This window comes from Flavobacterium segetis (assembly GCF_900129575.1).
GTDB lineage: Bacteria > Bacteroidota > Bacteroidia > Flavobacteriales > Flavobacteriaceae > Flavobacterium > Flavobacterium segetis.
Genome location: NZ_FQWE01000007.1, coordinates 150,839 through 174,101, shown reverse-complemented (window position 1 = coordinate 174,101; position 23,263 = coordinate 150,839). Strand labels below are relative to the sequence as shown.

General features: G+C 33.4%; 19 protein-coding genes and 1 tRNA gene. 6 read left to right on the top strand and 14 right to left on the bottom strand.

Annotated features, from left to right (window positions below):
- The first annotated feature begins 1,204 nt into the window (after positions 1-1,204).
- The gene (locus tag BUA99_RS15415) at positions 1,205-1,357 is read left to right on the top strand and encodes a hypothetical protein (protein ID WP_234972966.1); all 153 of its coding nucleotides are present in this window, start codon (positions 1,205-1,207) and stop codon (positions 1,355-1,357) included.
- Positions 1,309-1,776, top strand: coding sequence for a M28 family metallopeptidase (locus BUA99_RS15410; protein ID WP_072992444.1), 468 nt, complete (start codon positions 1,309-1,311; stop codon positions 1,774-1,776). The genes BUA99_RS15415 and BUA99_RS15410 overlap by 49 nt, the downstream gene beginning before the upstream one ends.
- Before the next feature lie 217 nt (positions 1,777-1,993).
- Here the strand turns inward: BUA99_RS15410 and miaE are convergent, their stop codons facing one another.
- Positions 1,994-2,575 (bottom strand): MiaE family protein, encoded by a 582-nt coding sequence (miaE, locus tag BUA99_RS11700; RefSeq protein ID WP_072992441.1) that lies wholly within the window; start codon positions 2,573-2,575, stop codon positions 1,994-1,996.
- A gap of 104 nt (positions 2,576-2,679) precedes the next feature.
- Here miaE and BUA99_RS15140 point away from each other — a divergent pair, with 104 nt between their 5' ends.
- Positions 2,680-2,856 carry a hypothetical protein gene (locus tag BUA99_RS15140; protein WP_159430951.1) on the top strand — a complete coding sequence of 59 codons (177 nt, stop codon included), beginning with the start codon at positions 2,680-2,682 and terminating at the stop codon, positions 2,854-2,856.
- Between the two features lie 47 nt (positions 2,857-2,903).
- Positions 2,904-4,136, top strand: coding sequence for a glycosyltransferase (locus tag BUA99_RS11695; protein ID WP_072992439.1), 1,233 nt, complete (start codon positions 2,904-2,906; stop codon positions 4,134-4,136).
- A 193-nt stretch (positions 4,137-4,329) separates the two neighbouring features.
- On the opposite strand, the gene BUA99_RS11690 is transcribed toward BUA99_RS11695, so the two are convergent.
- The 5 genes from BUA99_RS11690 to porU all read right to left on the bottom strand — a co-directional run bounded on the left by BUA99_RS11690 (position 4,330) and on the right by porU (position 12,742).
- Positions 4,330-5,997 (bottom strand): pyruvate dehydrogenase complex dihydrolipoamide acetyltransferase, encoded by a 1,668-nt coding sequence (locus tag BUA99_RS11690; protein ID WP_072992438.1) that lies wholly within the window; start codon positions 5,995-5,997, stop codon positions 4,330-4,332.
- Between the two features lie 7 nt (positions 5,998-6,004).
- A complete protein-coding gene (gene pdhA, locus BUA99_RS11685; RefSeq protein WP_072992437.1) occupies positions 6,005-7,003 on the bottom strand; it encodes a pyruvate dehydrogenase (acetyl-transferring) E1 component subunit alpha in 999 nt (332 codons plus the stop codon).
- A gap of 136 nt (positions 7,004-7,139) precedes the next feature.
- Positions 7,140-7,622 (bottom strand): cytidine deaminase, encoded by a 483-nt coding sequence (gene cdd / locus BUA99_RS11680; protein ID WP_072992436.1) that lies wholly within the window; start codon positions 7,620-7,622, stop codon positions 7,140-7,142.
- A gap of 81 nt (positions 7,623-7,703) precedes the next feature.
- Positions 7,704-8,873: a type IX secretion system outer membrane channel protein PorV gene (porV, locus tag BUA99_RS11675; RefSeq protein ID WP_072992435.1), complete on the bottom strand. Its 1,170-nt coding sequence runs from the start codon at positions 8,871-8,873 to the stop codon at positions 7,704-7,706.
- Positions 8,874-8,911: 38 nt separating this feature from the next.
- Entirely contained in the window at positions 8,912-12,742 is a 3,831-nt protein-coding gene (gene porU / locus BUA99_RS11670) for a type IX secretion system sortase PorU (protein ID WP_072992433.1), read from the bottom strand.
- A 1,290-nt stretch (positions 12,743-14,032) separates the two neighbouring features.
- Between porU and gldJ the strand changes: the two genes are divergently transcribed.
- Both gldJ and BUA99_RS11660 read left to right on the top strand, forming a co-directional pair.
- Positions 14,033-15,718 (top strand): gliding motility lipoprotein GldJ, encoded by a 1,686-nt coding sequence (gene gldJ, locus BUA99_RS11665; protein ID WP_072992431.1) that lies wholly within the window; start codon positions 14,033-14,035, stop codon positions 15,716-15,718.
- A 65-nt stretch (positions 15,719-15,783) separates the two neighbouring features.
- Positions 15,784-17,070 (top strand): UDP-N-acetylmuramoyl-tripeptide--D-alanyl-D-alanine ligase, encoded by a 1,287-nt coding sequence (locus tag BUA99_RS11660; protein ID WP_072992428.1) that lies wholly within the window; start codon positions 15,784-15,786, stop codon positions 17,068-17,070.
- Between the two features lie 698 nt (positions 17,071-17,768).
- Here BUA99_RS11660 and BUA99_RS11655 read toward each other — a convergent pair.
- From BUA99_RS11655 to BUA99_RS11620, 8 genes are all read right to left on the bottom strand, one after another.
- Positions 17,769-18,020 carry a GIY-YIG nuclease family protein gene (locus BUA99_RS11655; RefSeq protein WP_072992425.1) on the bottom strand — a complete coding sequence of 84 codons (252 nt, stop codon included), beginning with the start codon at positions 18,018-18,020 and terminating at the stop codon, positions 17,769-17,771.
- 115 nt (positions 18,021-18,135) lie between these two features.
- Positions 18,136-18,387, bottom strand: a complete 252-nt coding sequence (locus tag BUA99_RS11650) for a GIY-YIG nuclease family protein (RefSeq protein WP_072992425.1) — start codon at positions 18,385-18,387, stop codon at positions 18,136-18,138.
- Between the two features lie 46 nt (positions 18,388-18,433).
- A tRNA-Val gene (locus tag BUA99_RS11645) sits at positions 18,434-18,511 on the bottom strand.
- A gap of 81 nt (positions 18,512-18,592) precedes the next feature.
- Complete coding sequence (locus tag BUA99_RS11640) at positions 18,593-19,813, bottom strand: bifunctional folylpolyglutamate synthase/dihydrofolate synthase (RefSeq protein ID WP_072992423.1); 1,221 nt, start codon at positions 19,811-19,813, stop codon at positions 18,593-18,595.
- A 58-nt stretch (positions 19,814-19,871) separates the two neighbouring features.
- The gene (locus BUA99_RS11635; RefSeq protein ID WP_072992420.1) at positions 19,872-20,669 is read right to left on the bottom strand and encodes an energy transducer TonB family protein; all 798 of its coding nucleotides are present in this window, start codon (positions 20,667-20,669) and stop codon (positions 19,872-19,874) included.
- 31 nt (positions 20,670-20,700) lie between these two features.
- Positions 20,701-21,093 (bottom strand): ExbD/TolR family protein, encoded by a 393-nt coding sequence (locus tag BUA99_RS11630; RefSeq protein ID WP_072992418.1) that lies wholly within the window; start codon positions 21,091-21,093, stop codon positions 20,701-20,703.
- Between the two features lie 2 nt (positions 21,094-21,095).
- Positions 21,096-21,800, bottom strand: a complete 705-nt coding sequence (locus BUA99_RS11625; protein WP_072992416.1) for a MotA/TolQ/ExbB proton channel family protein — start codon at positions 21,798-21,800, stop codon at positions 21,096-21,098.
- Between the two features lie 175 nt (positions 21,801-21,975).
- Positions 21,976-23,202: a Glu/Leu/Phe/Val dehydrogenase dimerization domain-containing protein gene (locus BUA99_RS11620; RefSeq protein WP_072992415.1), complete on the bottom strand. Its 1,227-nt coding sequence runs from the start codon at positions 23,200-23,202 to the stop codon at positions 21,976-21,978.
- Between the last annotated feature and the right edge of the window lie 61 nt (positions 23,203-23,263).

Here is a 23,263-nt window from a genome sequence, read left to right as displayed (position 1 = left end):
CCTGATTACGTTTTTTTAAATCTATTTTTAGCAAGTGACTAATAACGATTTCTGCTTTGGTTCCTGCAACATTAGCCACTATAGAACCTTTCTTTCCTTATTAGTGACTGCGGTATAAAGCGCTCTCATTGATAGGTCAACTTTGTCTATAGACAAGAAGTTTATCATGTTTTCAGGGAAAATTTGGCAGTCAGTAATAGGTACTTATTGTTCACGACTATTGAAGTTATTGAGATGTTTTTTGTATTGTTTTTATAGTTTTTTCTATTGACGCTATAGAATGAACCTATAGAATAACAGTCTTTTGCTTTAGTATCTATTAATTTTTTTAAAAAAGTAGTAAACTATTGAGTAGTGCGGTTTTCTTGTGCTGTAATATTCCAATGTCTTTGAATGATTTCTAGTAATTGTTTATCGGTCCAACGACGTCTTTTATTCTGGAGCTATGCAAATTTTCGTTCTGAGCGGGAAATTTTGAATGGTAATCTCATTTAAAATACCGTTAGAGATAAGTTGTCTAGTGTTATGTTCTTTTGGCGGAGTGTCTTTGCTTCAAAATACAAATGTATTTTCTTTTGTTCGGTTTTGGTATTTACCAAATCAAAGTGTTCTATTATTAATTCAGGAAGTTTAAGTGTTATGAGTTATAGGTAATTTTACAAAACTTGTTGTTTTGCCAGGTAAGTTATTAGATCTTCGATTCATCCTAAATAACGATTTATTATTCTGTAAAGATTTTAACGCTATTTTAAATTCATAAGATAGATGAAATTTCTATTTTGCAAATTCGTTTTTAAAATTTTTATTTTGAGATCAATGCTGTTCAGAAATAAAATAGGAAGGATTTTGGATATTAAAATTGTATATTCATTAAATCTTTTTTCTTTATTTAAAATCTCTCTTTAGATATTACTTAAAATTATCTTTATGTTATTATTTAAAAAATTAAATTCCTTATATTTAATTTTATTTGTACTATTTACCAATAATTGTTTAAGAGCGCAAAATGGAATTAGCTTATCTATTTTTTTAAACGCAATACATACCCTTCTCTAAACAAGATGCAAGGTCGATTTATGAGAACAAAGCAAAACATTAAAGCTTCCACATGCATCAAAAAGTATTTCAAGGAATATGGTTTAAAAACTTTTAATAACAACTACTACCAGTCTTTTAACTATTTGTAAAACCAGATATTAACAAGATGAAATCGGACACGGTTTCTACTCAAAATGTTGTTGGTTATCTTGCAGGTTCAGATAGTGAGTTAAAGGATGAATTCATTGTTATAGGAGCACACTATGACCGTTGGGGCTGGGAGGAAAAGTATCAGGTAGCCAAAAAAAGGATACAATAGTAATTCATAATGGTGCCGATGATAATACCTCAGGAGTTGCCGGAGTACTGTCTATTCTTGAGGAAATCTCTAATTCTGTAATAAAACCTAAAAGAAGTATTATTTTTATCGCATTTAGCGGGGAAGAGCAGGGGTTGTTAGGATCTAAATACTTTGTAAATCATTGGCCTGTATCTATTGATGCAGTTAAAGTAATGCTCAATATGGATATGATTGGCCGACTTAATTCAGCGAAAAACCTATACATGGGTGGAACTGGAACGTTTCCTGATGGAGTCGAATTAATGAATAAACTAGGAATAAATAGCGAACTAAATCTTATTGTTCATGCTGATGAAGTAGGAGGATCTGATCATGTTTCCTTTTATAAAAAAGAGATTTCATGCATTGGTTTCCATACTGGTGTCCATCCGAAATAGCACACACCAAAAGACGATATCGAATTAATCACTACTGGTGGAGGAGCATTAGTTTCTAAATATATTTATTATGCTTTAATCGAAATTACAAATTACAAACAACCAGTGTATTTCATTAATCAAGATAAGAAAAACTAGACTATAAAAATGACAACAATTTCTAATCATTGTAAAGCTTTTAATATACTAATTCTACAATAAATACTTTTATCATAAATTATCCGTGTACCGTTTCGTTTTTACCGTACTTAGCAATAATAGAGGTCTCAAATTCGATCCATTCCTTCCATCTTTTATCCACATCTACATTATCAGCATACTTGCGAGCAAAACCTATAAAAGTGGTGTAATGGCCTGCTTCACTGATCATCAAATCACGGTAAAATTTAGCTAATTCTGCATCTTTAATATTTTCCGAAAGTACCTTAAAACGTTCGCAACTTCTGGCTTCAATCATAGCCGAAAAAAGTAGGCGGTCACACAAAGCATCTTTTCGGCTACCATCTTTTTTCATAAACTTGAAAAGCTCGTTTACGTAATGGTCTTTTCTTTCTCTTCCTAAAGTAAGCCCTTTACTTTTTATCAGCTCGTGCACTAACTGCAAGTGCTCTAATTCTTCTTTTGCAATTACCAGCATTTCCGTTACTAACTCTTCTAATTCCGAATTATAAGTGACAATGCTTATCGCATTAGAAGCTGCTTTTTGTTCACACCAGGCGTGATCCGTTAAAATCTCTTCGATATTCGATTCAACTATATTCACCCATCGAGGGTCTGTGGCTAATTTTAATCCTAACATAATGCTGCATTTTATTAAGGAGCAAAATTAGTCTTTTATTGCCGATTTATTAAATTAAAGATCTAGTATCATGCCTATTTTTTTGGGCGTGTCAGCAATAAAAAATGGCACAAACACAAAAGCACATAGCCATTTTTATTGCTGTCGGGCTATACGCTACAAGTCCTCATCCCGTTTGCGCTGCGCTGCATCGGGATTCCGGGCTTTTCACTACTATCCCTCACGCAAATCCTTATAAATCGATATTTAAGTACTTAAACACAAACTATTTTAGAGAATAGTGCCAAAATTGCATTATTTTGCAGCAACTTTCCAAAATAACAATTTAATGCGAACGCTTTTAATTATAGGATTTGTTTGGCCAGAGCCTAACTCTTCAGCTGCAGGTGGACGAATGATGCAGTTGATTTCGCTTTTTCAGCAACAAGGCTTTTCGATAGTGTTTTCGAGTCCAGCGCAAGACAGCGACTTCATGATTGATTTAGCTCAGTATAGTGTCCTGAAAAGATCTATTAATTTAAATTGTTCCAGTTTTGATGTTTTTATAAAAGAGCTTAATCCTACTATAGTGCTATTTGATCGTTTCATGATGGAAGAACAATTTGGTTGGCGTGTCGCTGAGAATTGCCCAGCTGCCATGCGAATCCTAGATACTGAGGATTTGCATTGTTTGCGACTTGCAAGGCAAAACGCATTCAAGGAAAAGCGTGAATTTCAGATATCAGATTTGTTAGTGGAAGAAGTGGCAAAAAGAGAGGTTGCCAGTATTTTACGTTGTGATCTCTCATTGATGATTTCCGAATTTGAAATGGAATTATTGCAGAATATTTTTAAAATTGATAGCCGATTATTGTATTATTTACCACTTTTATTACATACAGATCAAATATCTGATTTAGAAAAATCTCCTTCTTTTGAAGATCGAAAAGATTTTCTTTTCATTGGTAATTTTCTTCACGTGCCAAACTTTAATGCTGTTCAATATTTGAAAGAAACAATTTGGCCATTATTAAAAAAACAATTCCCTGAAGCAATTTTAAATATTTATGGTGCATATCCCTCTCAAAAAGTTTTACAATTAAATAATGTAAAGGAGGGCTTTTTAATAAAAGGACGAGCTGATGATGCTATGCAAGTTGTTAAAAATTCGAGAGTTGTTCTTGCACCTTTACGTTTTGGAGCTGGAATAAAAGGAAAGTTATTAGAAGCTATGCAATGTGGAACACCAAGTGTTACCACTTCTATTGGCGCTGAATCCATGCATGCAAATTTATCTTGGAACGGTTTTATTGAAGATAATCCAGTAGTATTTGCTGAAAAAGCAATAGTATTATATCAAGATGAAAAACTGTGGCTTCAAGCTCAGAAAAATGGAATTAAAATTATGGAGCATAGATATCTAAAACCATTATTTGAAGGTGATTTTAAAGAAAGAATTGGTGAATTACTTCTTAATCTGGAACAACATCGTCTAAACAATTTCATGGGCGAATTATTACAACATCATACGCTGAGAAGTACTAAGTATATGTCAAAGTGGATTGAGGAGAAAAACAGATAATTTTAAATTGAAACGCTCCTCTTTTCTTGCATGAGGGATGGAAGCGGCATCCTTTTATGAAATGCAATGGAATAAAAGATATAGCGTACAGCCCGACCGAGCTGTAACGATAGTGAAAGCGAGGGCATGCCCAAACAAAAAACCCGTCAAGTTTTCAACATGACGGGTTTTTAGCTATTATATAAATCAGTTATTAGGCAAGCATTGTAACTGGATTTTCAATGTATTGTTTTAATGTTTGCAAGAACTGTGCTCCAGTTGCTCCATCTATAGTACGGTGGTCGCAAGCAAGTGATAACATCATCGTGTTACCTACAACTATTTGTCCGTTTTTAACAACTGGTTTTTCTACAATCGCTCCTACTGATAGAATAGCTGAGTTAGGTTGATTAATAATGGAGTTAAATTCAGTAATCCCAAACATTCCAAGGTTAGAAACGGTAAATGTACTTCCTTCCATTTCAGTTGGCAATAGTTTTTTATTTTTAGCTCTTCCAGCAAGATCTCTCACGCTTCCGCCAATTTGAGATAAACTCATAGCATCTGTAAATTTCAATACAGGAACTACTAAACCATCTTCAACAGCTACCGCAACGCCAATATTCACATGATGATTGATGATGATTACATCTTCTTTCCACTGCGAGTTTATTTTTGGGTGTTTTTTTAATGCTAAAGCGCACGCTTTGATTACCATATCGTTAAAAGATACTTTTGTATCAGGAACGCTATTAATGATTGCTCTTGATTTCATTGCATCATCCATAGTCACTTCAATAACTAAATTGTAATGTGGTGCAGTAAATAAAGATTCTGCTAAGCGCTTGGCAATGATTTTGCGCATTTGCGAGTTTTTAATTTCCTCCGTTACCACTTCTCCAGCAGGGACAAATACTTTTGCAGCTGGCGCAGCAATAGTTTCTGTTTTGGCTGGTGCAACAGCATCAGCTTGTGGAGCTACTGCAGCTGGAGTAAAGTTTTCGATATCACTTTTTACAATACGTCCATTTTCACCAGAACCTTTGACTTGATTCAATTGTATTCCTTTGTCACTAGCTATTTTCTTTGCTAACGGCGAAGCTAATATTCTTTGTCCATCAGTTGATGCTTCTTGAGTCACAGGTTCTGAAGCTTTGTCAGTTGAAGCAACTTGTTTTTCTTCTTTGTCTTCTGGTGCAGTTGGAGTAGTTTGTGGTGCTCCAGCTTTTCCATGGTTAGCAGCAATTGAACTTACATCTGTTCCAGCCGGCCCGATGATTGCCAAAAGACTGTCAACAGGTGCAGTATTTCCCTCTTCGATTCCTACGTATAATAACGTTCCTTCGTTGAAAGATTCAAATTCCATGGTTGCTTTATCAGTTTCAATTTCAGCAAGAATATCTCCTTCAGCAACTTTATCACCTACTTTTTTCAACCAAGTTGCTACAGTTCCTTCAGTCATCGTATCACTTAGTCTTGGCATAGTCACTACTATCACGCCTTCTGGTAAGGATCCTGTAGTTGGTGGTGCATTTTTTTCAACTTCAGGAGCAGTTTTAGTGTCGCTATCACTATTTGAAGGCTCTTTCTTATCCGTCTCTTCTGGAGCTTTTTTTACTGAAAGCAGTTCAGAAATATCCTCCCCTTCTTTACCAATAATTGCTAACAAAGAATCTACTGGTGCAGTCTCTCCTTCGGCAATACCTATGTGAAGCAAAGTTCCTTCATTGAATGATTCGAATTCCATTGTTGCTTTATCTGTTTCAATTTCAGCAAGAATATCTCCTTCGCTTACTTTATCACCTACTTTTTTTAACCAAGTCGCTACCGTTCCTTCCGTCATAGTATCGCTCAAACGAGGCATTGTAATTATTGTTGCCATAATTGATTTATAATTTATGAGGAATAAATGGATAATTTTCTTGTTCGTATACTACGTCGTAAAGTTGTTGTATTGGTGGATATTCAGATTCCTCGGCAAACGTTACACATTCTTCAACTAAATCTTTTACCCTTTGAGTAATAGCTTCTATTTCCTCATCATTCGCATACTTTTGATCTTTAATTATGTCTAATACTTGCGTAATGGGATCTATTTTTTTATACTCCTCTACTTCATCTTTAGAGCGATACAATTGTGCATCAGACATTGAATGACCTCTATAACGATATGTTTTCATTTCTAAAAATGTAGGTCCATCACCACGACGTGCTCTATCAATTGCTTCCGTCATTGCTTCAGCAACCTTAACAGGATTCATACCGTCAACTGGTCCACAAGGCATTTCGTATCCTAAGCCTAGCTTCCAAATATCGGTATGATTAGCTGTTCTTTCAACAGAAGTTCCCATTGCGTAACCGTTATTTTCTACAATAAACACTACTGGAAGTTTCCAAAGCATAGCCATATTAAATGCTTCATGCAAAGAGCCTTGACGTGCTGCGCCATCACCAAAGTATGTCAAAGTTACACCACCTGTTTCAAAATATTTATCAGCAAAAGCTAACCCTGCTCCTACAGGAATTTGCCCACCTACAATTCCGTGCCCACCATAAAAACGGTGTTCTTTTGAAAAAATATGCATAGATCCACCCATACCTTTTGAGGTACCTGTTACTTTTCCTAAAAGTTCAGCCATTACGCGCCTAGGATCAACTCCCATACCTATTGGCTGAACGTGATTTCTGTATGCGGTAATCATTTTATCTTTAGTTAAATCCATTGCATGTAATGCACCAGCTAAGACAGCTTCTTGACCATTATATAAATGCAAAAATCCTCTAACTTTTTGTTGGATATATAATGCAGCAAGCTTATCTTCAAACTTTCTCCAAAGGAGCATGTCTTCGTACCATTTTAAGTATACTTCTTTTGTAACTTCTTTCATCTGATTTTTTCTTTGCTAAAATGTTGTCAATTTATATCGCAATATTGCAAAATAGTTTCCTTCCACAAATTTGCGAGATGCAAAAATAAGACATTAGAGCGTAGAACTAAAATTTAAGAGGTGATTTTTAAAGTTTTTACAAGAATTTTTTATCAAACATAAGTGGTAATAAATTTTTTACTGAATCAGACTTATATACCGCTCCTATTTCTCCCATGAAGTATATTTCGATAGGGTTTTCTTGACGAATTTCGTACTCAGCTATCGATTGTCGGCATGCTCCACAAGGTGGAATTGGAGTCTTGGTTTGATTTGTATCGGAAGCTGCAGTAATTGCCATACTTACAATTTTTGCGTTAGGATATGCTGCACCTGCGTAAAAGATAGCTACTCGCTCAGCGCATAATCCTGATGGATATGCTGCGTTCTCTTGATTTGAACCTAAAACAACTTTTCCGTTTTCTAATAAGATCGCAACTCCCACTCTAAACTGAGAATATGGAGCGTATGCATTTTTACGAACTTGAATTGCTTGGTTCATTAAATCTTGAACATTAATGGGCAAATCAAGAGCGCTGTCAAAAGCACTAAATTGTGTGGTAATAATTATATCTTTCATATTTTTTAGGCAAAAAACCCAAATTTCATTCCTTAGAGACGGAATTAAAATTTGGATTACTTATTAGAATTAATTTAAACTTTAATATTCGTCATACTTGTCTCCGAAATTAAAGGTAAGAGAAAATCGTAAAGTGTTTTCCAAAGGATTTTTAACTTTTGATGCTGAAAATAAATAGCTGACATCGACTTTAACTACATTATATTTGAAACCTGCTCCTAGCGAGAAAAATTGTCGAGCTCCTTTCAAAGGACTTTCATGAAAATATCCTAATCGCATCGCAAATGAATCTTGGTATAAATATTCCGCACCAAGAGAATATGTAAATTCTTTTATTTCTTCGCTAAATCCATCAGGTGCATCTCCAAAAGACTTAAAAACCCCTGAAGTCCAGCTAATACGGCGGTAAGATTCACTGTTTTGATTTAATTCATCAGGTGTAACAGTACCGTCCCTATTCAAATCAGGATTTTGAGGCGTAGGAACTAATAATTTATTAAGCTCTACATTTAGAGCGACTTTATTATAATCATCTAATATAAAATCAAAGCCAGTTCCAATTTTTAAATTTGCGGGTAAAAAGTTATTATTGAATTCATCATTGTCATAACTTATTTTAGGGCCAAGATTTTGGATATTGAATCCAGCTCGCCATCTACCGTAAAAATCATTGAAAGGAAGTTCTTCTGATTGAAAAAAGCCAGCTATATCTACTGCAAAAGTACTTGCTGCTCGTGCATCATTATTATCAGAGGCTACCTTCAAATTGGAATTTATAAAGCGACCTGCAACGGCCATAGAAAATTTTTCACTAAGTTTTAAGGAGTAGGATCCATCAATTGCAAATTCGTTAGGGGATACTATAGGAAAAGCTTCATTCGGGTCACCCGTTTGACGTAATTCAATGTCGCCTAAGCCAAAGTATCGAATACTCCCAGCAAGCGCACTTCTTTCATTCAATTTGTTATAGTATGTTAATTGTGCAAGTGAAATATCATTAACCAAATCAGTTAAATACGGGGTGTAACTTACAGAGAAACCTTGCGCATCGGTTGCAAAAGCGTATTTCGCAGGATTCCACTGTTGGGAGAATGCATCTGCAGATGTAGCGACACCCATATCAGCCATTCCAGCTGCTCTAGCATCAGCCGCTACTAATAGGAAAGGGACGCCAGGTGATATCACGCGATCTTGCGCAATTGCTAAGGAAATATATAAAAAGCAAGTTAAAAATAATAGTATTTTTTTCATTATTTAATTACAATTAATTGAACAAATATAGTTTTTTTTTAAAGTATTACAAGTTTTTCAAATTTTTCACTTTTCAAATTTGAGAGGGTTGATTTAACTGTTAATTTGTAAACATAAACACCCTTACCAATAGCGTCTCCGAAATCATCTCTCCCATTCCAATTAATCTCTTTTGACAAGAAGCCCTCTGTTGTAATAAGTTGGTTCTTACTCCAAACAATCTTACCGGTAATCGTCATTACTTGGATCTGAACCTCAAGTGGCTCAAATGGTTTATTGTGAGTAAACCAGAATTCAGTGTAATTAACAAATGGATTGGGATAATTCAAGACGTTTGTTAGCTTAATTGTGTCATCACCAGCAACAATGAATTGAATTTCTGAAGTTACGGGATTGTTATATACATCCCATGCTTTCAAAGAAATGGTATGTAACCCTGGTGTTAAATTACGTAAAGGGAATAAGACTGTTCCCTTAGTAAAATCATCTAACTTGGTTTGATAATAATCGTTAAGAATAAATGGACTACTAATATCTCCATCTAAAACAGCGATTATATCATGTCCAATGCCACTAGCTGTATTAATTCCATTTTCGTCTTCTAGAAATGCAACAAGAAAAGGTGATTCATTAGTAATTCCGCCTGAAACAAAGGTTTCGTCATTCATATATAACTTTACTCGGGGATTGATAATATCTTCAATAGCATTTTCATTTATTCCTCCTATTTTAATATCTGAATTAAACCCTGTTTCATTTTGTAAGATGTCATTCTTTTTAGAGTAAAAACTAATTCTACCATTTGCCACAGGTACGCGAATATCACGCGGTACTACGAAATTAAATTCAAACTGACCATTGGTTACAGAGGCATTTCCTCGAAAAATAGTTTCTCCTAACACATTAAAGTTTATCGTTGGGCTATTGCCGTCGTTGTTTAAAGTGTTTCTTGAAATATCTTTATCAAAAATTGCCGTAGCAACTTCGCCTTTATAATTTGTCAAAACATTACTATTCTCATCCGTAATTTGACCATTGATCTTCATTTTTGACAATGATTTAAAAGCATCTATGGATTGATTAATTGGTATGTCGTTAATTTTAGTCAATACAATTTTTGGTAGGGGTATAGCTAGCATTAAAGCTGGATCGCCTATGTAAAACACAACATTTGTCGCGGAATTAGGATTGCTATTTTTTGAAATCCGCAACGCCTCAGCAATTGAAACATATTTATTTGAGCCGTAGGACAATAGATTTTTTGCGAAATTATCATTAAAATTTTCAGCACTAAATTGACCTATTGAGCGTATTGTCGTTACCATTGCAATTGCTCCACCTTTTGGATTCCAGTAAGTATACTCACCAGCTGTGGGCTTGAAAGGATTATCGAATCTTGAAAACTCACAAGTAATTGTTATAAATAATGGATACTTGTACTGATTATCTAAATTCTGACTATCGGATTTTTCCCAAATGCGCTCTGCAGATAAGCCGTCTTCACCGCCATGTCCTAAATAATTAAAAATCAAGGCGCCTTTTTCAAAAGCATTAAAAAAGTCGGTTCGCGCCTTAGGATACCGATTACCTCCTGCGGAGGCTTCCTGAGAGTAAGCATCTAAAAATATTTTATAGATATTTATAAACGGCTTTTCTGTGCCAATTTTATTTGCGAGAATATCCTGCCTCTTTTGCAAACTAGCATCAGCAACTATATCTGAATCATCAGAAATCATTACGTAATTATTTCGCCAACTACCAAAAGATTTTATATCGTGGTATTCTATTACCTTGTTTATCATTTCGTCTGCTTGTTTTGCGTCATTCACAAGCATTCTCCCAACCGCAATATCAATTCCGCCAAAAAAATTTGTGATATTACCTTCTGAAGGATCCATAAGTCCATAAAAATCATCAGAAGCAAAAGAAGCTTCCCCAGTTGTGTTACTTGTTATAGAATGATAAATAGGCACTACATTAGTGTTATTGACTATTCTATTTTTATAATCGTAAGATGCATCCCCAAAAAGATTAACATATTTAACGCTCTTATCTTTAGTCGAAGCATTTTCATAAATGTATTTTATACAATTTCTAATAGCAGCAATGTCCTGTTTGCCGGATGAAAATTCATGATATATAAGTTCTAGCGGAATTACTTTTACATTTAGATTGGAGCGATTTCGGTGAAAAACGGCTAACTTTTCTGCTTGGGTAGTTAGAGAATTTGGCGCGATTATTACATAGTCAATATCTTGAAACTGTCCAAGATTATTTTTAAATAGCGTTCCCTTCAAATTTTGGTTTGCAATTTTTGATTTAGGTCCTTTGAAAGGAGTAAAATAATCAGATGCATCTAGTGCAACGTATTTTCTTAACTCTCCCAAATTTGATTTAAAACTAAAATTGTTTTGACTTGGATTTATAACAGTAGAAATGTTATTTATATCTGTAATATCCCAAACTTGACTTATATCAGAAGCGTTGTCTAGATTGTAACTAACTACACCTGTACTAGCAGACGATTGGTCGTATTGAAAATGGAATTGTTTTCCATAACCTACCAACTTCCTTTTAGCGATAAGTCTAATATGATCTAAGTAGCCTTTTGAACCAGGGACACCATTACTATTGTAATTTAATTTTACTTTTATCGTCTCGGCTCCTGTAAAACTTGAATTTAAAGGTAAAGATCCCGTTATAAATTCAATCTCAAAACCACTTCTAAGAGCAGAAAAATTAATTGTTCCAACTAAATTGCCATTTACAGTTGTAGTAAATGAGGTTGCCGTAAAAGCCGCTGAAGCAGCGACTAAACTAATTTTTACAGGAACAGTTGTATCTATATTTGGTATTGAGAACACAAACTCTTGCTCATTTTGTAGTTCAAATGATTCTCCAAACCATTGTCGTCCTAAGCGAGCAATATTTACCAAATCTACCTCGTGGAATTGATAACTATCAAATGTTTTTATAGTAACAGAACTACCAGAAATAGGTTGGGAAATAGGCTGAATTCTTTTGCCTAAACTTCCTTGTACGGTTAAATAATAGAAAGATTTGTTATCGTACAAATTTAAATTTGTGTTACTTTCCTGATTCCAAGTATCAACTCCTTCACCATAAAATAGAATGTAATCTTCGTTATCAAACACGCCATCACTTTCTCCAATTATTTGAATCGCATTTTCAGATAAATCGGTAGGATAAAACACGTTATTTGCGAGGGGAAGCATCCTACCTCCATTTCCGTAAATTTTTAAATTCTTAGGATCAACATTATTGAGATCAACTCCCAGTTGTTCTAAAAATCTTTTAGAAATCTTGTAAACTCCAGATTTTTCAATATAAAATTGAAACCAATTACCCTGGGATAGAACAGAATTACTAATTGTACTCGTAGTAGTCGATGGCTGCATGTTTCTTTGAGTAGAACTTTGAGTCTCGTAAGAAAACGATTTAATTCGTTTCAATCCCAAATTGCCTTTAACTATTGGCGAAAATTTCATGAAAGCACTTTTTATATTTCTCGAGCTGGTAAAAACAAGGATGTTATTAATTTCAGTAGGAATATTTTCAGATGATAAGTCTCCTAATTCACTGATTGCCATCGGTTCGTAAACAACATTAGTAATCAACAGTTGTCCTAAATCACTAATTAAGTTTTCACCTATTTTGTAGGTGCATATTATTGCTTTATCGGAAGCATCATAGTGAAAGCTATCTCCTTTAAATTGCGGAATAATAATTTTAGAATCACCATAGTTCATCTCTTTTTTTTCTAACCAATCAAGTACCAAATCACCTTTAATTTGAGCTGATAAAACAGGTGGAAAGATGACTATTAGTATTAAAAATATTTTTTTCATTGTTCTTTTAACGGCTGAATTCAAGTTGCAAACGCAACTTTTTAATTAAATGTATAATTTGGTGATTCAAAATTAGATCTTTTTCTGGGTCGATTATAAAGTTTTTTTTGAATTTCACATAATTTTCATTGGATAAATTTTCTGAAGAAGTTGATTTAGGAACATATTGTTTTAAAAATCTATTTAGATGATCATTTGTACTCCTTTGTCTAAGACTAAACGGATTTGCAAATTAAAAATCTGTTTTTAATTCATTGCTTATTTGTTTGTGTGATGCAAATTCCTTTCCATTATCGGATATAATTTTCTAAATAAATAGCTCTAATTCCCTTAGTAATTCAACTACTGTTTCAGCAACGAGTTTACATTCTTTTGTTCGTACTTTTGTGATTATAAACTATGCTGTAATTCTATCTTTGAGAGTTATAATTGCTAATTAAAGGTTTTTTCCAATAATTAGATCTAGCTTAAAATCTCCAAATTGTTGTTTTTTATCTACTATTTTGAGTCTGTTTTCAATCGGATTTCGATCGATTACTATTTCTCTTGAATCGATGAGTTTTTAACGTTTTCTATTACATTTGTCTTTGGTTATAAGATGTTTGTAAAGCTTGCCCTTATTTTTCTTATCTGACCAAATATGTTAATAGACTCGCTTTTTGGAAAAAGATAATATTTCATTCTTTTCAGAGTAGGCAAGATTTTGTTCTGGACTACGATCTTCTGTGAGTGAATCATTTACAGTCTGATAAATCTCAAAAAAAATTATTCTCTTATTTTTTTTCTTGTAGCACATTTTCTCTGTGCCAATTCACTTGAATAAATTGCACTACGTTTATCGCAGTTGCAATTAATTTCTCGGTGGATAACAGTTTTATCTTTTTCCTAAAAACACAAACTACTTTAGGTTTTAGATAGTTTTAAAACAACATTACTTGAATTACATCTCGTTATTCTTAGGTTAAGTGAATCATATTTGCAACTTTCGTCGGGAACAAGTAAAGTCAATATATTCCATTCAGGGGCGGGGACGAAAGAGTCCTTTTTTTTTGAAAAACAATCTATTTATTTATTTTAATTGCATTTATTACTTGGATCTAAGACGTGAATAAAACCAAATTATTGTAAATAAATAAAAATAATTTAATTGATGTAATTTTAAATAATAAATATTATAGATTTGCGTTCCATTATATAATTTATTGTTAAAAGAAAAATTAGAAAATAAAGCAGACTCGATTAACATCAATTTATTACATTGCGTCACTAAATTATTACCTACTAAGTATTATGAAAGCAAAGAGAATTATTGGCATACAGTTGTTACTAACAATCACATTGGTTGTAGGATCATCTAGTTGTAGTAAAAAATCCAGTTCAAGTAACACCTCCAGAGCTACGGGTTGGAATATGGATAGTAAGAAAGGCTCAGCGAATAAAAAGCAACAGGCTGGTCCAGGCTTAATTTTTGTTGAAGGAGGAACGTTTACAATGGGTAAGGTTCAAGATGATGTTATGCATGATTGGAATAATACGCCAACACAACAGCATGTTCAATCATTTTATATGGATGAGACAGAAGTAACTAATTCCATGTATTTAGATTATTTAGATTGGTTAAAAAGTGTTTATCCACCAACTGAAGAAAATTATAAAAATATTTATGAGGGGGCATCCCCTGATACTCTTGTTTGGCGAAATAGATTAGGTTATAACGAAACTATGACTAACAACTATCTTAGACACCCATCTTACGCTGAGTATCCTGTAGTTGGTGTAAACTGGATTCAAGCCGTTGAATTTAGCAACTGGAGAACGCAGCGTGTTAATGAAGCTCTTTTAGAAAAAAATGGCTATTTAAAAAAGAATGCAAAAACGCAAGACGTGACTGCCGAAAGTAATTTCGATACAGAAACATACCTCAATTCGCCTACATCCACTTATGGAGGAGACGAAAGTATCGTACTTAAAGGTAGAAATGGATCTAGAAAAACTCCAAAAGCAGGAAAAAATGGAGTAGTTAACGAGCCAAAAAATGTTTACGCCCAAAGATCTTCAGGAATATTATTACCAGAATATCGTCTTCCAACTGAAGCCGAATGGGAATATGCAGCTGCTGCAGATGTAGGTGAGAGAGAATACAACATCTACAAAGGCCAAAAAAAATACCCATGGTCGGGAAGTTACACAAGATCTGGTAAAAGACAAACTAAAGGTGATCAATTAGCCAACTTTAAGCAAGGTAATGGAGATTACGGCGGTATTGCAGGTTGGTCAGACGATGGTGCTGATATCACTAATGAGGTTAAAAAATATCCTGCAAATGATTTTGGTTTATATGATATGGCTGGAAATGTTGCAGAATGGGTACAAGACGTTTACAGACCAATAATAGATAATGAAGCCAATGATTTCAATTACTTTAGAGGGAATTTATACACTAAGAATAAAATTGGAGCTGACGGAAAAATAGAAATTGTTACGAAAGACAATATGAAATTTGACACCTTAAGCAACGGACGAATTATTGCGAGAAACTTCCCGGGTCAAATTGCGCAAGTACCAATCGATGAGCAAGAGACTTATCTTAGACAGAATTTTGATAAAAGCGATAATATAAATTATCGCGACGGTGATAAACAATCAACTCGTTATTACAAATTAGGAGATGAAGAATCATCTGATAATAAATCTAAATCTGACATGTTAATGTATAATAGTCCAAAGCACAATGTTACAACTGACAGTTTAGGGAATATGGTTAGAAAATATGATAAGTCCAATAAAAGAACTACTTTGATAGATAATCAATCAAGAGTCTACAAAGGTGGTTCTTGGAGAGATAGAGCATATTGGCTTGATCCTGCTCAAAGAAGATATTTTCCACAAGATATGGCAACTGACTATATTGGTTTTAGATGTGCAATGTCTAGAGTAGGCCCTAAAGCAGATAAGAAAAGATCACCAAGAAATTAAATTTCATAATATAATACAAACAAAAGCCCTTTGATTAGGGCTTTTGTTTTTTTAAATCATTTCAAATGGATATTCATTACATTCATAGTTTGTTTTTAAAATGCAATTCAGTTTCTATTGATACAAGAAAAATAGAACTAAATTCCTTGTTTGTTGCAATAAAAGGGGATCACTTTGACGCTAATATATTTACAAAAGAAGCGTTAGAAAAGGGAGCTTCTTATGTTTTAATTGACAATGAATCTTATTACGTAGACGAAAGAACAATTCTGGTTGATGATAGTTTAGTTGCGCTACAGGAATTAGCAAAGTTTCATAGAGATTATTTAAAAATACCTATAATTGCAATTACGGGAAGCAACGGAAAAACAACCACAAAGGAACTTATTAATGTTGTTCTTTCTAAAAAATTTAAAACTAAAGCTACCATTGGTAATCTAAACAATCATATTGGTGTTCCCTTAACCCTACTTTCTTTTACTTCAGAAACTGAAATAGGAATAGTTGAAATGGGAGCAAACCATAAAAAAGAGATTGAGTTTTTATGCGATTTAGCACAACCAGATTACGGATATATTACTAATTTTGGTAAAGCACACTTAGAGGGTTTCGGTGGTGTAGAGGGAGTTATTGAGGGAAAATCCGAAATGTATGAATATATTTCAAAGAATAAAAAACTTGTTTTTATCAACCTATGTGATGCAATTCAAGTTGAGAAAACAAAGTTTTTGCACTCATTCACTTTTGGTCTTGACAAACCAGAGGCAAATGTTAATATAACTGATATAAGCGCTAATCCATTTGTACATTTACGATACAATGGAAACCCAGTTCAATCTAATTTGATCGGCTTTTATAATGCTAACAATGTTAGTGCAGCTATAACTATTGGAGAGTATTTTAATGTGTCAACTTCTGAAATAAAAGAAGCAATCGAAAAATATGTGCCAGAAAATAACAGATCTCAGATAATTAGCAAAGGTACAAATCAAATCATTCTGGATGCTTACAATGCTAATCCTAGTAGCATGAAAGTAGCTATCGATAATTTTTTACAGTTACATAATCCGCGTAAAATATTAATTCTTGGTGATATGTTTGAATTGGGAGAGGTAAGCAAGCAAGAGCACAAACTTATAATTGCGTCGCTAGAACAAGTAAACACCGTAAAATGCTACTTCATTGGTTCTATTTTTTATGAGAACAAAGTTGAACGAGAAAATTTTAGTTTCTTTGAAAATTTCGAAAGCTTTTCTGGTAGTTTATTTCATAATACTTTTTTGAATAATTCTATTCTAATAAAGGGATCTAGAGGTATGGCACTAGAGCGCACTCTTCAGTATATTACTTAGATTTCATCTGTAATGTTAATGGTGTATAATAGTATATCTAAGTATTACATAAATTATTGAAAAGACATATTGATAGGGTGGAATCATCTCAAAATATAAAGTTAAAGCACATAAGTCAGTAAAATCATTTTTAGTCAAAAACACTGTAAAGAGATTGAAAGCAAAAAGAAAGTAAAGTAGTTCCTTTTTATAAAATGAAATTATTCATATAAATTAATTTTAAAGAAATTTTTTATTTAGATAATTAATTTCTACTTCGGACATATTCTTCATATTAATTAATCTACTTAATGATTATACCCATAAGGCATATTAAATTATAGAAGCGAATTAAAAGAATAAAATGGCTGACGGGAATTTATTGTTATTATATTACTTTTTTAAAAAATGAAGTAAATTATAATTTAACATTTATTTACTCACTAAATTTCAAAATGGTCCTTAAAAAACGAAATATTCAAATTGAAAATGATATAAAAAAACTCCTTAATTTCTTAAGGAGTTTTTTTATGGGATGTCAGGGAATATAGTCGAACGCTTAATCGCTGTTTTGATATTTTTTGAAACTCTGAAATAGTATAAATATAAAAAAAATAACGCCAATGTCTTCCATTGGTATTATTTGTCTTTAGTGGGCGATGAGGGGTTCTAAGCCCCGACCCTTCCGATAGAATCGGAATGCTACTGAGCCATCTCTACTACTCTTTTTTTGAAATTAATTCTATGATTTTAATCCTGCTTTTCCAAGATTTAATTTGTAACTCTCTATTGTGTGCTTTTTCTTTAGAGTCGTATTTCTCAGTATATACAATTTCCCAATCATTAGTGCTTCCAGTAAAGCCTTTACTTTTTTGATTGTGTCGGACTATTCGTTCTTCTAAATTAAAAGTGTAACCAACATAGTATCGATTCTTTATTTTGCTAAATAAAATGTAAACACAATACTCCATGTTTTTTAGAATAAAAAAAAACTCCTTAATTTCTTAAGGAGTTTCTTGGTGGGCGATGAGGGGTTCGAACCCCCGACCCTTCCGATAGAATCGGAATGCTACTGAGCCATCTCTACTACTCTTTTTTTGAAATTAATTCTATGATTTTAATCCTGCTTTTCCAAGATTTAATTTGTAACTCTCTATTGTGTGCTTTTTCTTTAGAGTCGTATTTCTCGGTATATACAATTTCCCAATCATTAGTGCTTCCAGTAAAGCCTTTACTTTTTTGATTGTGTCGGACTATTCGTTCTTCTAAATTAAAAGTGTAACCGACATAGTATCGATTCTTTATTTTGCTAAATAAAATGTAAACACAATACTCCATGTTTTTTAGAATAAAAAAAAACTCCTCAATTTCTTGAGAAGTTTCTTGGTGGGCGATGAGGGGTTCGAACCCCCGACCCCCTCGGTGTAAACGAGGTGCTCTGAACCAGCTGAGCTAATCGCCCTTTCGGGTAGCAATTTCTTGCGTTATTGCGTGTGCAAATATACATCTCTTTTCTAGATTTGCAAGAAAAAAAAATAAATTTTTATATAATTTCTGCAACTACAAATGTGCTTCCGCCTATGTAAATAAAATCGGTTTTAGCTGCCCTATCAAAGGCAGAATTATAAGCCTCTGAAACAGAATTATATACTTCGCCTGTAAGTCGATAACCAGTTGCTTTTTGTTGTAAAATAGTTGCGTCTAAGCCCCGAAAAATATTTGGTTTACAAAAATAATAGATGGCGTTTTTAGGGAATAAAGGCAAAATTTCATCTAAATCTTTATCATTTACTACACCTAATACGATATGTAAAGTTGTAAAAGCATTTTCTTGGATCTGGTTGAGCACTATTTCTAAACCGTGTTTGTTATGCGCAGTGTCGCAAATTACTTTCGGAAATTCATTCAATTGCTGCCATCTACCTTTCAGATTTGTGTTTTTAACTACATTCAGTAAGCCATCTTTAAGATGATCTAGGCCAACATGGAATTTATTTTGTAGATTTAAAATAGCAATGGTTTGTATTACTGTTTTTTTATTTTGAACTTGGTAATTACCAATTAAGTCAGATGGGAAATTTTGAGAGATTAAATCACTGGCAAAATAAATAAGTGACGAATTTTCTTTGGCGCTAGACAGAAAAACAACTTTGCTTTCATCTGAATATTCTCCTATAACGATAGGAATATCAGGTTTAATTATTCCAGCTTTCTCAAAAGCGATTTGACTAATCGTATTTCCTAAAAATTGAGTGTGGTCTCTCCCAATATTTGTAATTACAGAAATCAGAGGTGTAATGATGTTAGTTGCATCTAGACGGCCGCCCATTCCTACTTCTATAATTGCAATATCGACTTTTTGTTTTACAAAATAGTCGAAAGCTAAACCAACGGACATTTCAAAAAAACTAAAATCATTTTTCATAAAATACGTTTTGTGTTTCTTTACAAAATCACAAACGAAATCCTCTGAAATTTCTTTTCCATTTATCTTTATGCGCTCTCTAAAATCTTTTAAATGTGGCGAAGTGTATAATCCAACTTTGTATCCAGCTTCTTGTAAAATAGAAGCTAACATGTGCGATGTAGAGCCTTTTCCATTTGTTCCCGCTACATGGATACAAAGTAATTTTTTTTCAGGTTTTCCTAAGTGATCTGAAAGTAATAAGATATTAGTTAAATCTTCTTTATAAGCTGATGCACCTTGGGTTTGGTACATTGGAAGCTGCGTAAACATCCACTGCGTAGTTTCTTGATAGTTCATCTAGTCATAAATAATAAAAACTCAAAGATAATTGAGTTTTTATTATTTATACTTTATATCATTCACTAATCTTAAAATTAACAGTTATAAAACCAATTTGAGTTTCCGGAGCATTTGCATCTGGTTGCCATTTGTATTTTCGGGCTGTAGCCAAAGCGGGTTCTATTAAACATAGATTCGTATTTGTAGTGCCTTTGCTGTATTTGGCAGCAATTACATTTCCATTTCTATTAACTGTTATTTGGACTACCACTGTTCCAAATTCATTACATTTTTGAACTTCTTTTCCTCTTGAACTGATGCTTCTGCCATTTAATCCCCAACCGCTACCATTTCCGCTACCACTACCCGAACCGTAATAACTGTTCGCATACGGATTGCCATTTGGGCTGCCTTTATCACCAGCGAGATTATCATTTCCTTCACCTCCTTTAGCTTTCCCATCAGATTTTGGACCATTAATTAAACTCGATAAAGCGTCAGATGTACTTTTCGAAGGTTTGAGAATCTCTTTAGGCTTAGGTTTGACTTCCTCTTTGGCTGTTTCTTTTGTGGGTTGAATCTTTTTTTTCGCTTTTATCACAACCGCTTCTTCAACATCTTGGGAAAGTACATCGTCGTTGCTAGCGGCAGCTTCTTTAGCTGCTGTAGGTGAAGGTGCTGATTGAATTGCTTCGGTTGGTTGTTTGTCTCCTGAGCCAAATTCAGTAGTTCCAAAATTAATAGCAATTCCGTTTTCTGGTGGCGGATCTAAAGAAGTCAATCCCAAATAAAAGAACAAAACAAATAGAATCACAAATATAATAGATGTGATTAAAAATGATTTTTTTTCTTCCTCTGTCTCTATATATTTCATGTAGATTAAATCTTTTTTATTCTATTTCAAATTATTTTGGACGAACAGCTAAAACAACCTTAATTTGATTTCTATTTGCAATGTCTAAAACATTAACTGCTTTTTCTATAGGTACTCCTTCTTCAGCTCTTAAAATAATAGCTTTGTCTTTGTCTGCGGTGAATAAGGACAACAATTTTGATTCAAGTTCTGTTTCTGAGACTGGTTCTTTGTCAATAAAAAATTCTAATTTTTTATTGATGCTTACAGCAATGTTTTTATTACTATCTGTTTTTCCTTTTGCTTTTGGTAAAACTAAATCTAGAGCATTTGTAGTCACCATTGTTGATGTAAGCATAAAAAATATCAGTAATAAAAAGACAATATCAGTCATAGATGACATATTGAATTCAGCGCTTACTTTGTTTCTTCCTCTTAAGTTCATAATTATGCAGGATCATTTAATAAATCTAAGAAATCAACAGCATTAGCTTCCATTTGATGGACAATCTTATCGGTTTTTACTACTAAGTGATTGTAACCTACGTATGCTATAATCCCTACAACTAAACCAACAACAGTAGTTGTCATTGCAGTATAAATACCTTCAGAAAGCGCGCCTACCTCAATTTGACCTCCTGAACTAGCCATCTTATGAAACGCCTGAATCATCCCAACAACAGTCCCTAAGAAACCGGTCATAGGTCCTGCTCCAGAAATAGTAGCTAGCATACTGACATTTTTTTCTAGTTTATAAATCTCTAGTTTTCCAGCATTTTCGATAGCTGTGTTAATATCGTCAAGTGGTTTTCCTATTCTTGATATTCCTTTTTCAATTAATCGTGCAACTGGTGATTTATAATGAGCACAAGCTATTTTTGCATTATCAATTCTTCCGTTTTTAATATTGTCCTTGATTTGAGTCATGAAGTTGACATCAACTTTTGATGCAGCATTTATTGCCATGAGTCGCTCAAAATAAAGATATAAGGCAACAAAAAACATGATGAAAAGAGCAGTCATAATGATTTGGCCTGCTATTCCTCCGCTAGTTAATAATTCAATAATAGATAAAGTTTTCTCAACTGGTATTGCGTCGGCTAAACTTTCTTGTGGAACAGACAGCGTGTCTGCTTGCAACAATAGACTCATAGATTTTTGATTTATTATGAAAACGCTAATGTATCATAAAAATTACTATTTAGGAAGAGAAAAAATACAACTTAAACTATTTAGTAAAAGGAAAATTTCACTAAAAAAATCAGTTTACACATTCATCAATTATGAATTGCGTAAACTGATTTTTATTTTAATATTCGATTGGGATTTATACCAATTGTTTCAAAGCAATTTCAAATGCGGTAGCGCTAATATTAGTTTTGGAATTACTTATGCTATATGCTTTCTCAATTGCTCTTTTTATTGTTTCTGAAGTGTCTTCGAATATTGCTTCATCAGTCATTTGTACTTTCTTTTCCATAAAATAAGCAAAAACTCTAGCCATACCGCAATTAGAAATAAAATCAGGAATCAAGCTCACTTTATGATCCACATTTTCCATAATAGGACCAAAGAAGATTTCTTTATCTGCAAAAGGAACGTTTGCACCGCATGAAATTACTTCAAGACCATTAGCGATCAAACTGTCAATTTGCGATTGAGTCACTAACCTTGATGCAGCGCATGGAGTGAAGATTTCAGCACCAATTTTCCAAATTTTTTCGTTGATTTCAACAAAAGGAATCATGTTTTCGGAAACCAATTTGTTTCCATCTTTTGCTAAAAATAATGATTTTATTTCTTCAAATGTGTATCCATCTTCTTTAATTATTCCGCCATCTCTGTCAATAATACCAATTATTTTGGCACCCATTCCAGCTAAATAAAAAGCAGCTGCGGAGCCTACGTTTCCAAAACCTTGAACTATAGTTTTTTTACCTTTAACATCACCACCGTAAATATTGTAATAATTTCGAACTGCTTCAGCTACTCCAAAACCTGTAATCATATCAGCGACGGTATATTTTTTTAATACATCAGGCGAATACTTTGGATTTTCAATAACCTTCACAACTCCTTGACGAAGTTGACCAATTCTATTTATTTTATCTGCTTCTGTTGGTTTAAAATGGCCATTAAAAACACCTTCCTGCGGATGCCAAACACCACATTCTTCAGTCATAGGAATAACTTCGTGAATTTCATCTACATTCAAATCACCACCAGTTCCATAATAACTTTTTAACAAAGGCGAAACTGCTTTGTACCAGCGTTGCAAAACCCCTTTTTTTCGAGGATCGTTTGGATCAAAATTAATTCCAGATTTTGCTCCTCCAATTGCAGGACCAGAAACTGAAAATTTTACTTCCATCGTTTTTGCTAGTGATAAAACTTCGTTTTTATCTAATCCTTTTCTCATACGAGTTCCGCCGCCTGCAGCGCCACCGCGTAGTGAATTTATTACTGTCCAGCCTTCAGCTTCTGTTTCAGCATCTTTCCAATGAAAAACTATTTCGGGTTCTTTATTTTCGAATTTATTTAATAAATCTTTCATTTGTTGCGGTATATTTAATTTTGACAAATATAAAAAAGAATTAATGCGAATTCTTCATAAA

Coding starts and splice junctions, on each gene's coding strand:
- BUA99_RS11660 (WP_072992428.1), top strand. CDS start 15,784: ATGGATATTCATTACATTCATAGTTTGTTTTTAAAATGCAATTCAGTT.
- BUA99_RS11630 (WP_072992418.1), bottom strand. CDS start 21,093: ATGAACTTAAGAGGAAGAAACAAAGTAAGCGCTGAATTCAATATGTCA.
- BUA99_RS11620 (WP_072992415.1), bottom strand. CDS start 23,202: ATGAAAGATTTATTAAATAAATTCGAAAATAAAGAACCCGAAATAGTT.
- porV (WP_072992435.1), bottom strand. CDS start 8,873: ATGAAAAAAATACTATTATTTTTAACTTGCTTTTTATATATTTCCTTA.
- BUA99_RS11690 (WP_072992438.1), bottom strand. CDS start 5,997: ATGGCAACAATAATTACAATGCCTCGTTTGAGCGATACTATGACGGAA.
- gldJ (WP_072992431.1), top strand. CDS start 14,033: ATGAAAGCAAAGAGAATTATTGGCATACAGTTGTTACTAACAATCACA.
- BUA99_RS11640 (WP_072992423.1), bottom strand. CDS start 19,813: ATGAACTATCAAGAAACTACGCAGTGGATGTTTACGCAGCTTCCAATG.
- BUA99_RS15140 (WP_159430951.1), top strand. CDS start 2,680: ATGGCACAAACACAAAAGCACATAGCCATTTTTATTGCTGTCGGGCTA.
- BUA99_RS15415 (WP_234972966.1), top strand. CDS start 1,205: ATGAAATCGGACACGGTTTCTACTCAAAATGTTGTTGGTTATCTTGCA.
- pdhA (WP_072992437.1), bottom strand. CDS start 7,003: ATGAAAGAAGTTACAAAAGAAGTATACTTAAAATGGTACGAAGACATG.
- BUA99_RS11635 (WP_072992420.1), bottom strand. CDS start 20,669: ATGAAATATATAGAGACAGAGGAAGAAAAAAAATCATTTTTAATCACA.
- cdd (WP_072992436.1), bottom strand. CDS start 7,622: ATGAAAGATATAATTATTACCACACAATTTAGTGCTTTTGACAGCGCT.
- BUA99_RS11625 (WP_072992416.1), bottom strand. CDS start 21,800: ATGAGTCTATTGTTGCAAGCAGACACGCTGTCTGTTCCACAAGAAAGT.
- BUA99_RS11650 (WP_072992425.1), bottom strand. CDS start 18,387: ATGGAGTATTGTGTTTACATTTTATTTAGCAAAATAAAGAATCGATAC.
- miaE (WP_072992441.1), bottom strand. CDS start 2,575: ATGTTAGGATTAAAATTAGCCACAGACCCTCGATGGGTGAATATAGTT.
- porU (WP_072992433.1), bottom strand. CDS start 12,742: ATGAAAAAAATATTTTTAATACTAATAGTCATCTTTCCACCTGTTTTA.
- BUA99_RS11695 (WP_072992439.1), top strand. CDS start 2,904: ATGCGAACGCTTTTAATTATAGGATTTGTTTGGCCAGAGCCTAACTCT.
- BUA99_RS11655 (WP_072992425.1), bottom strand. CDS start 18,020: ATGGAGTATTGTGTTTACATTTTATTTAGCAAAATAAAGAATCGATAC.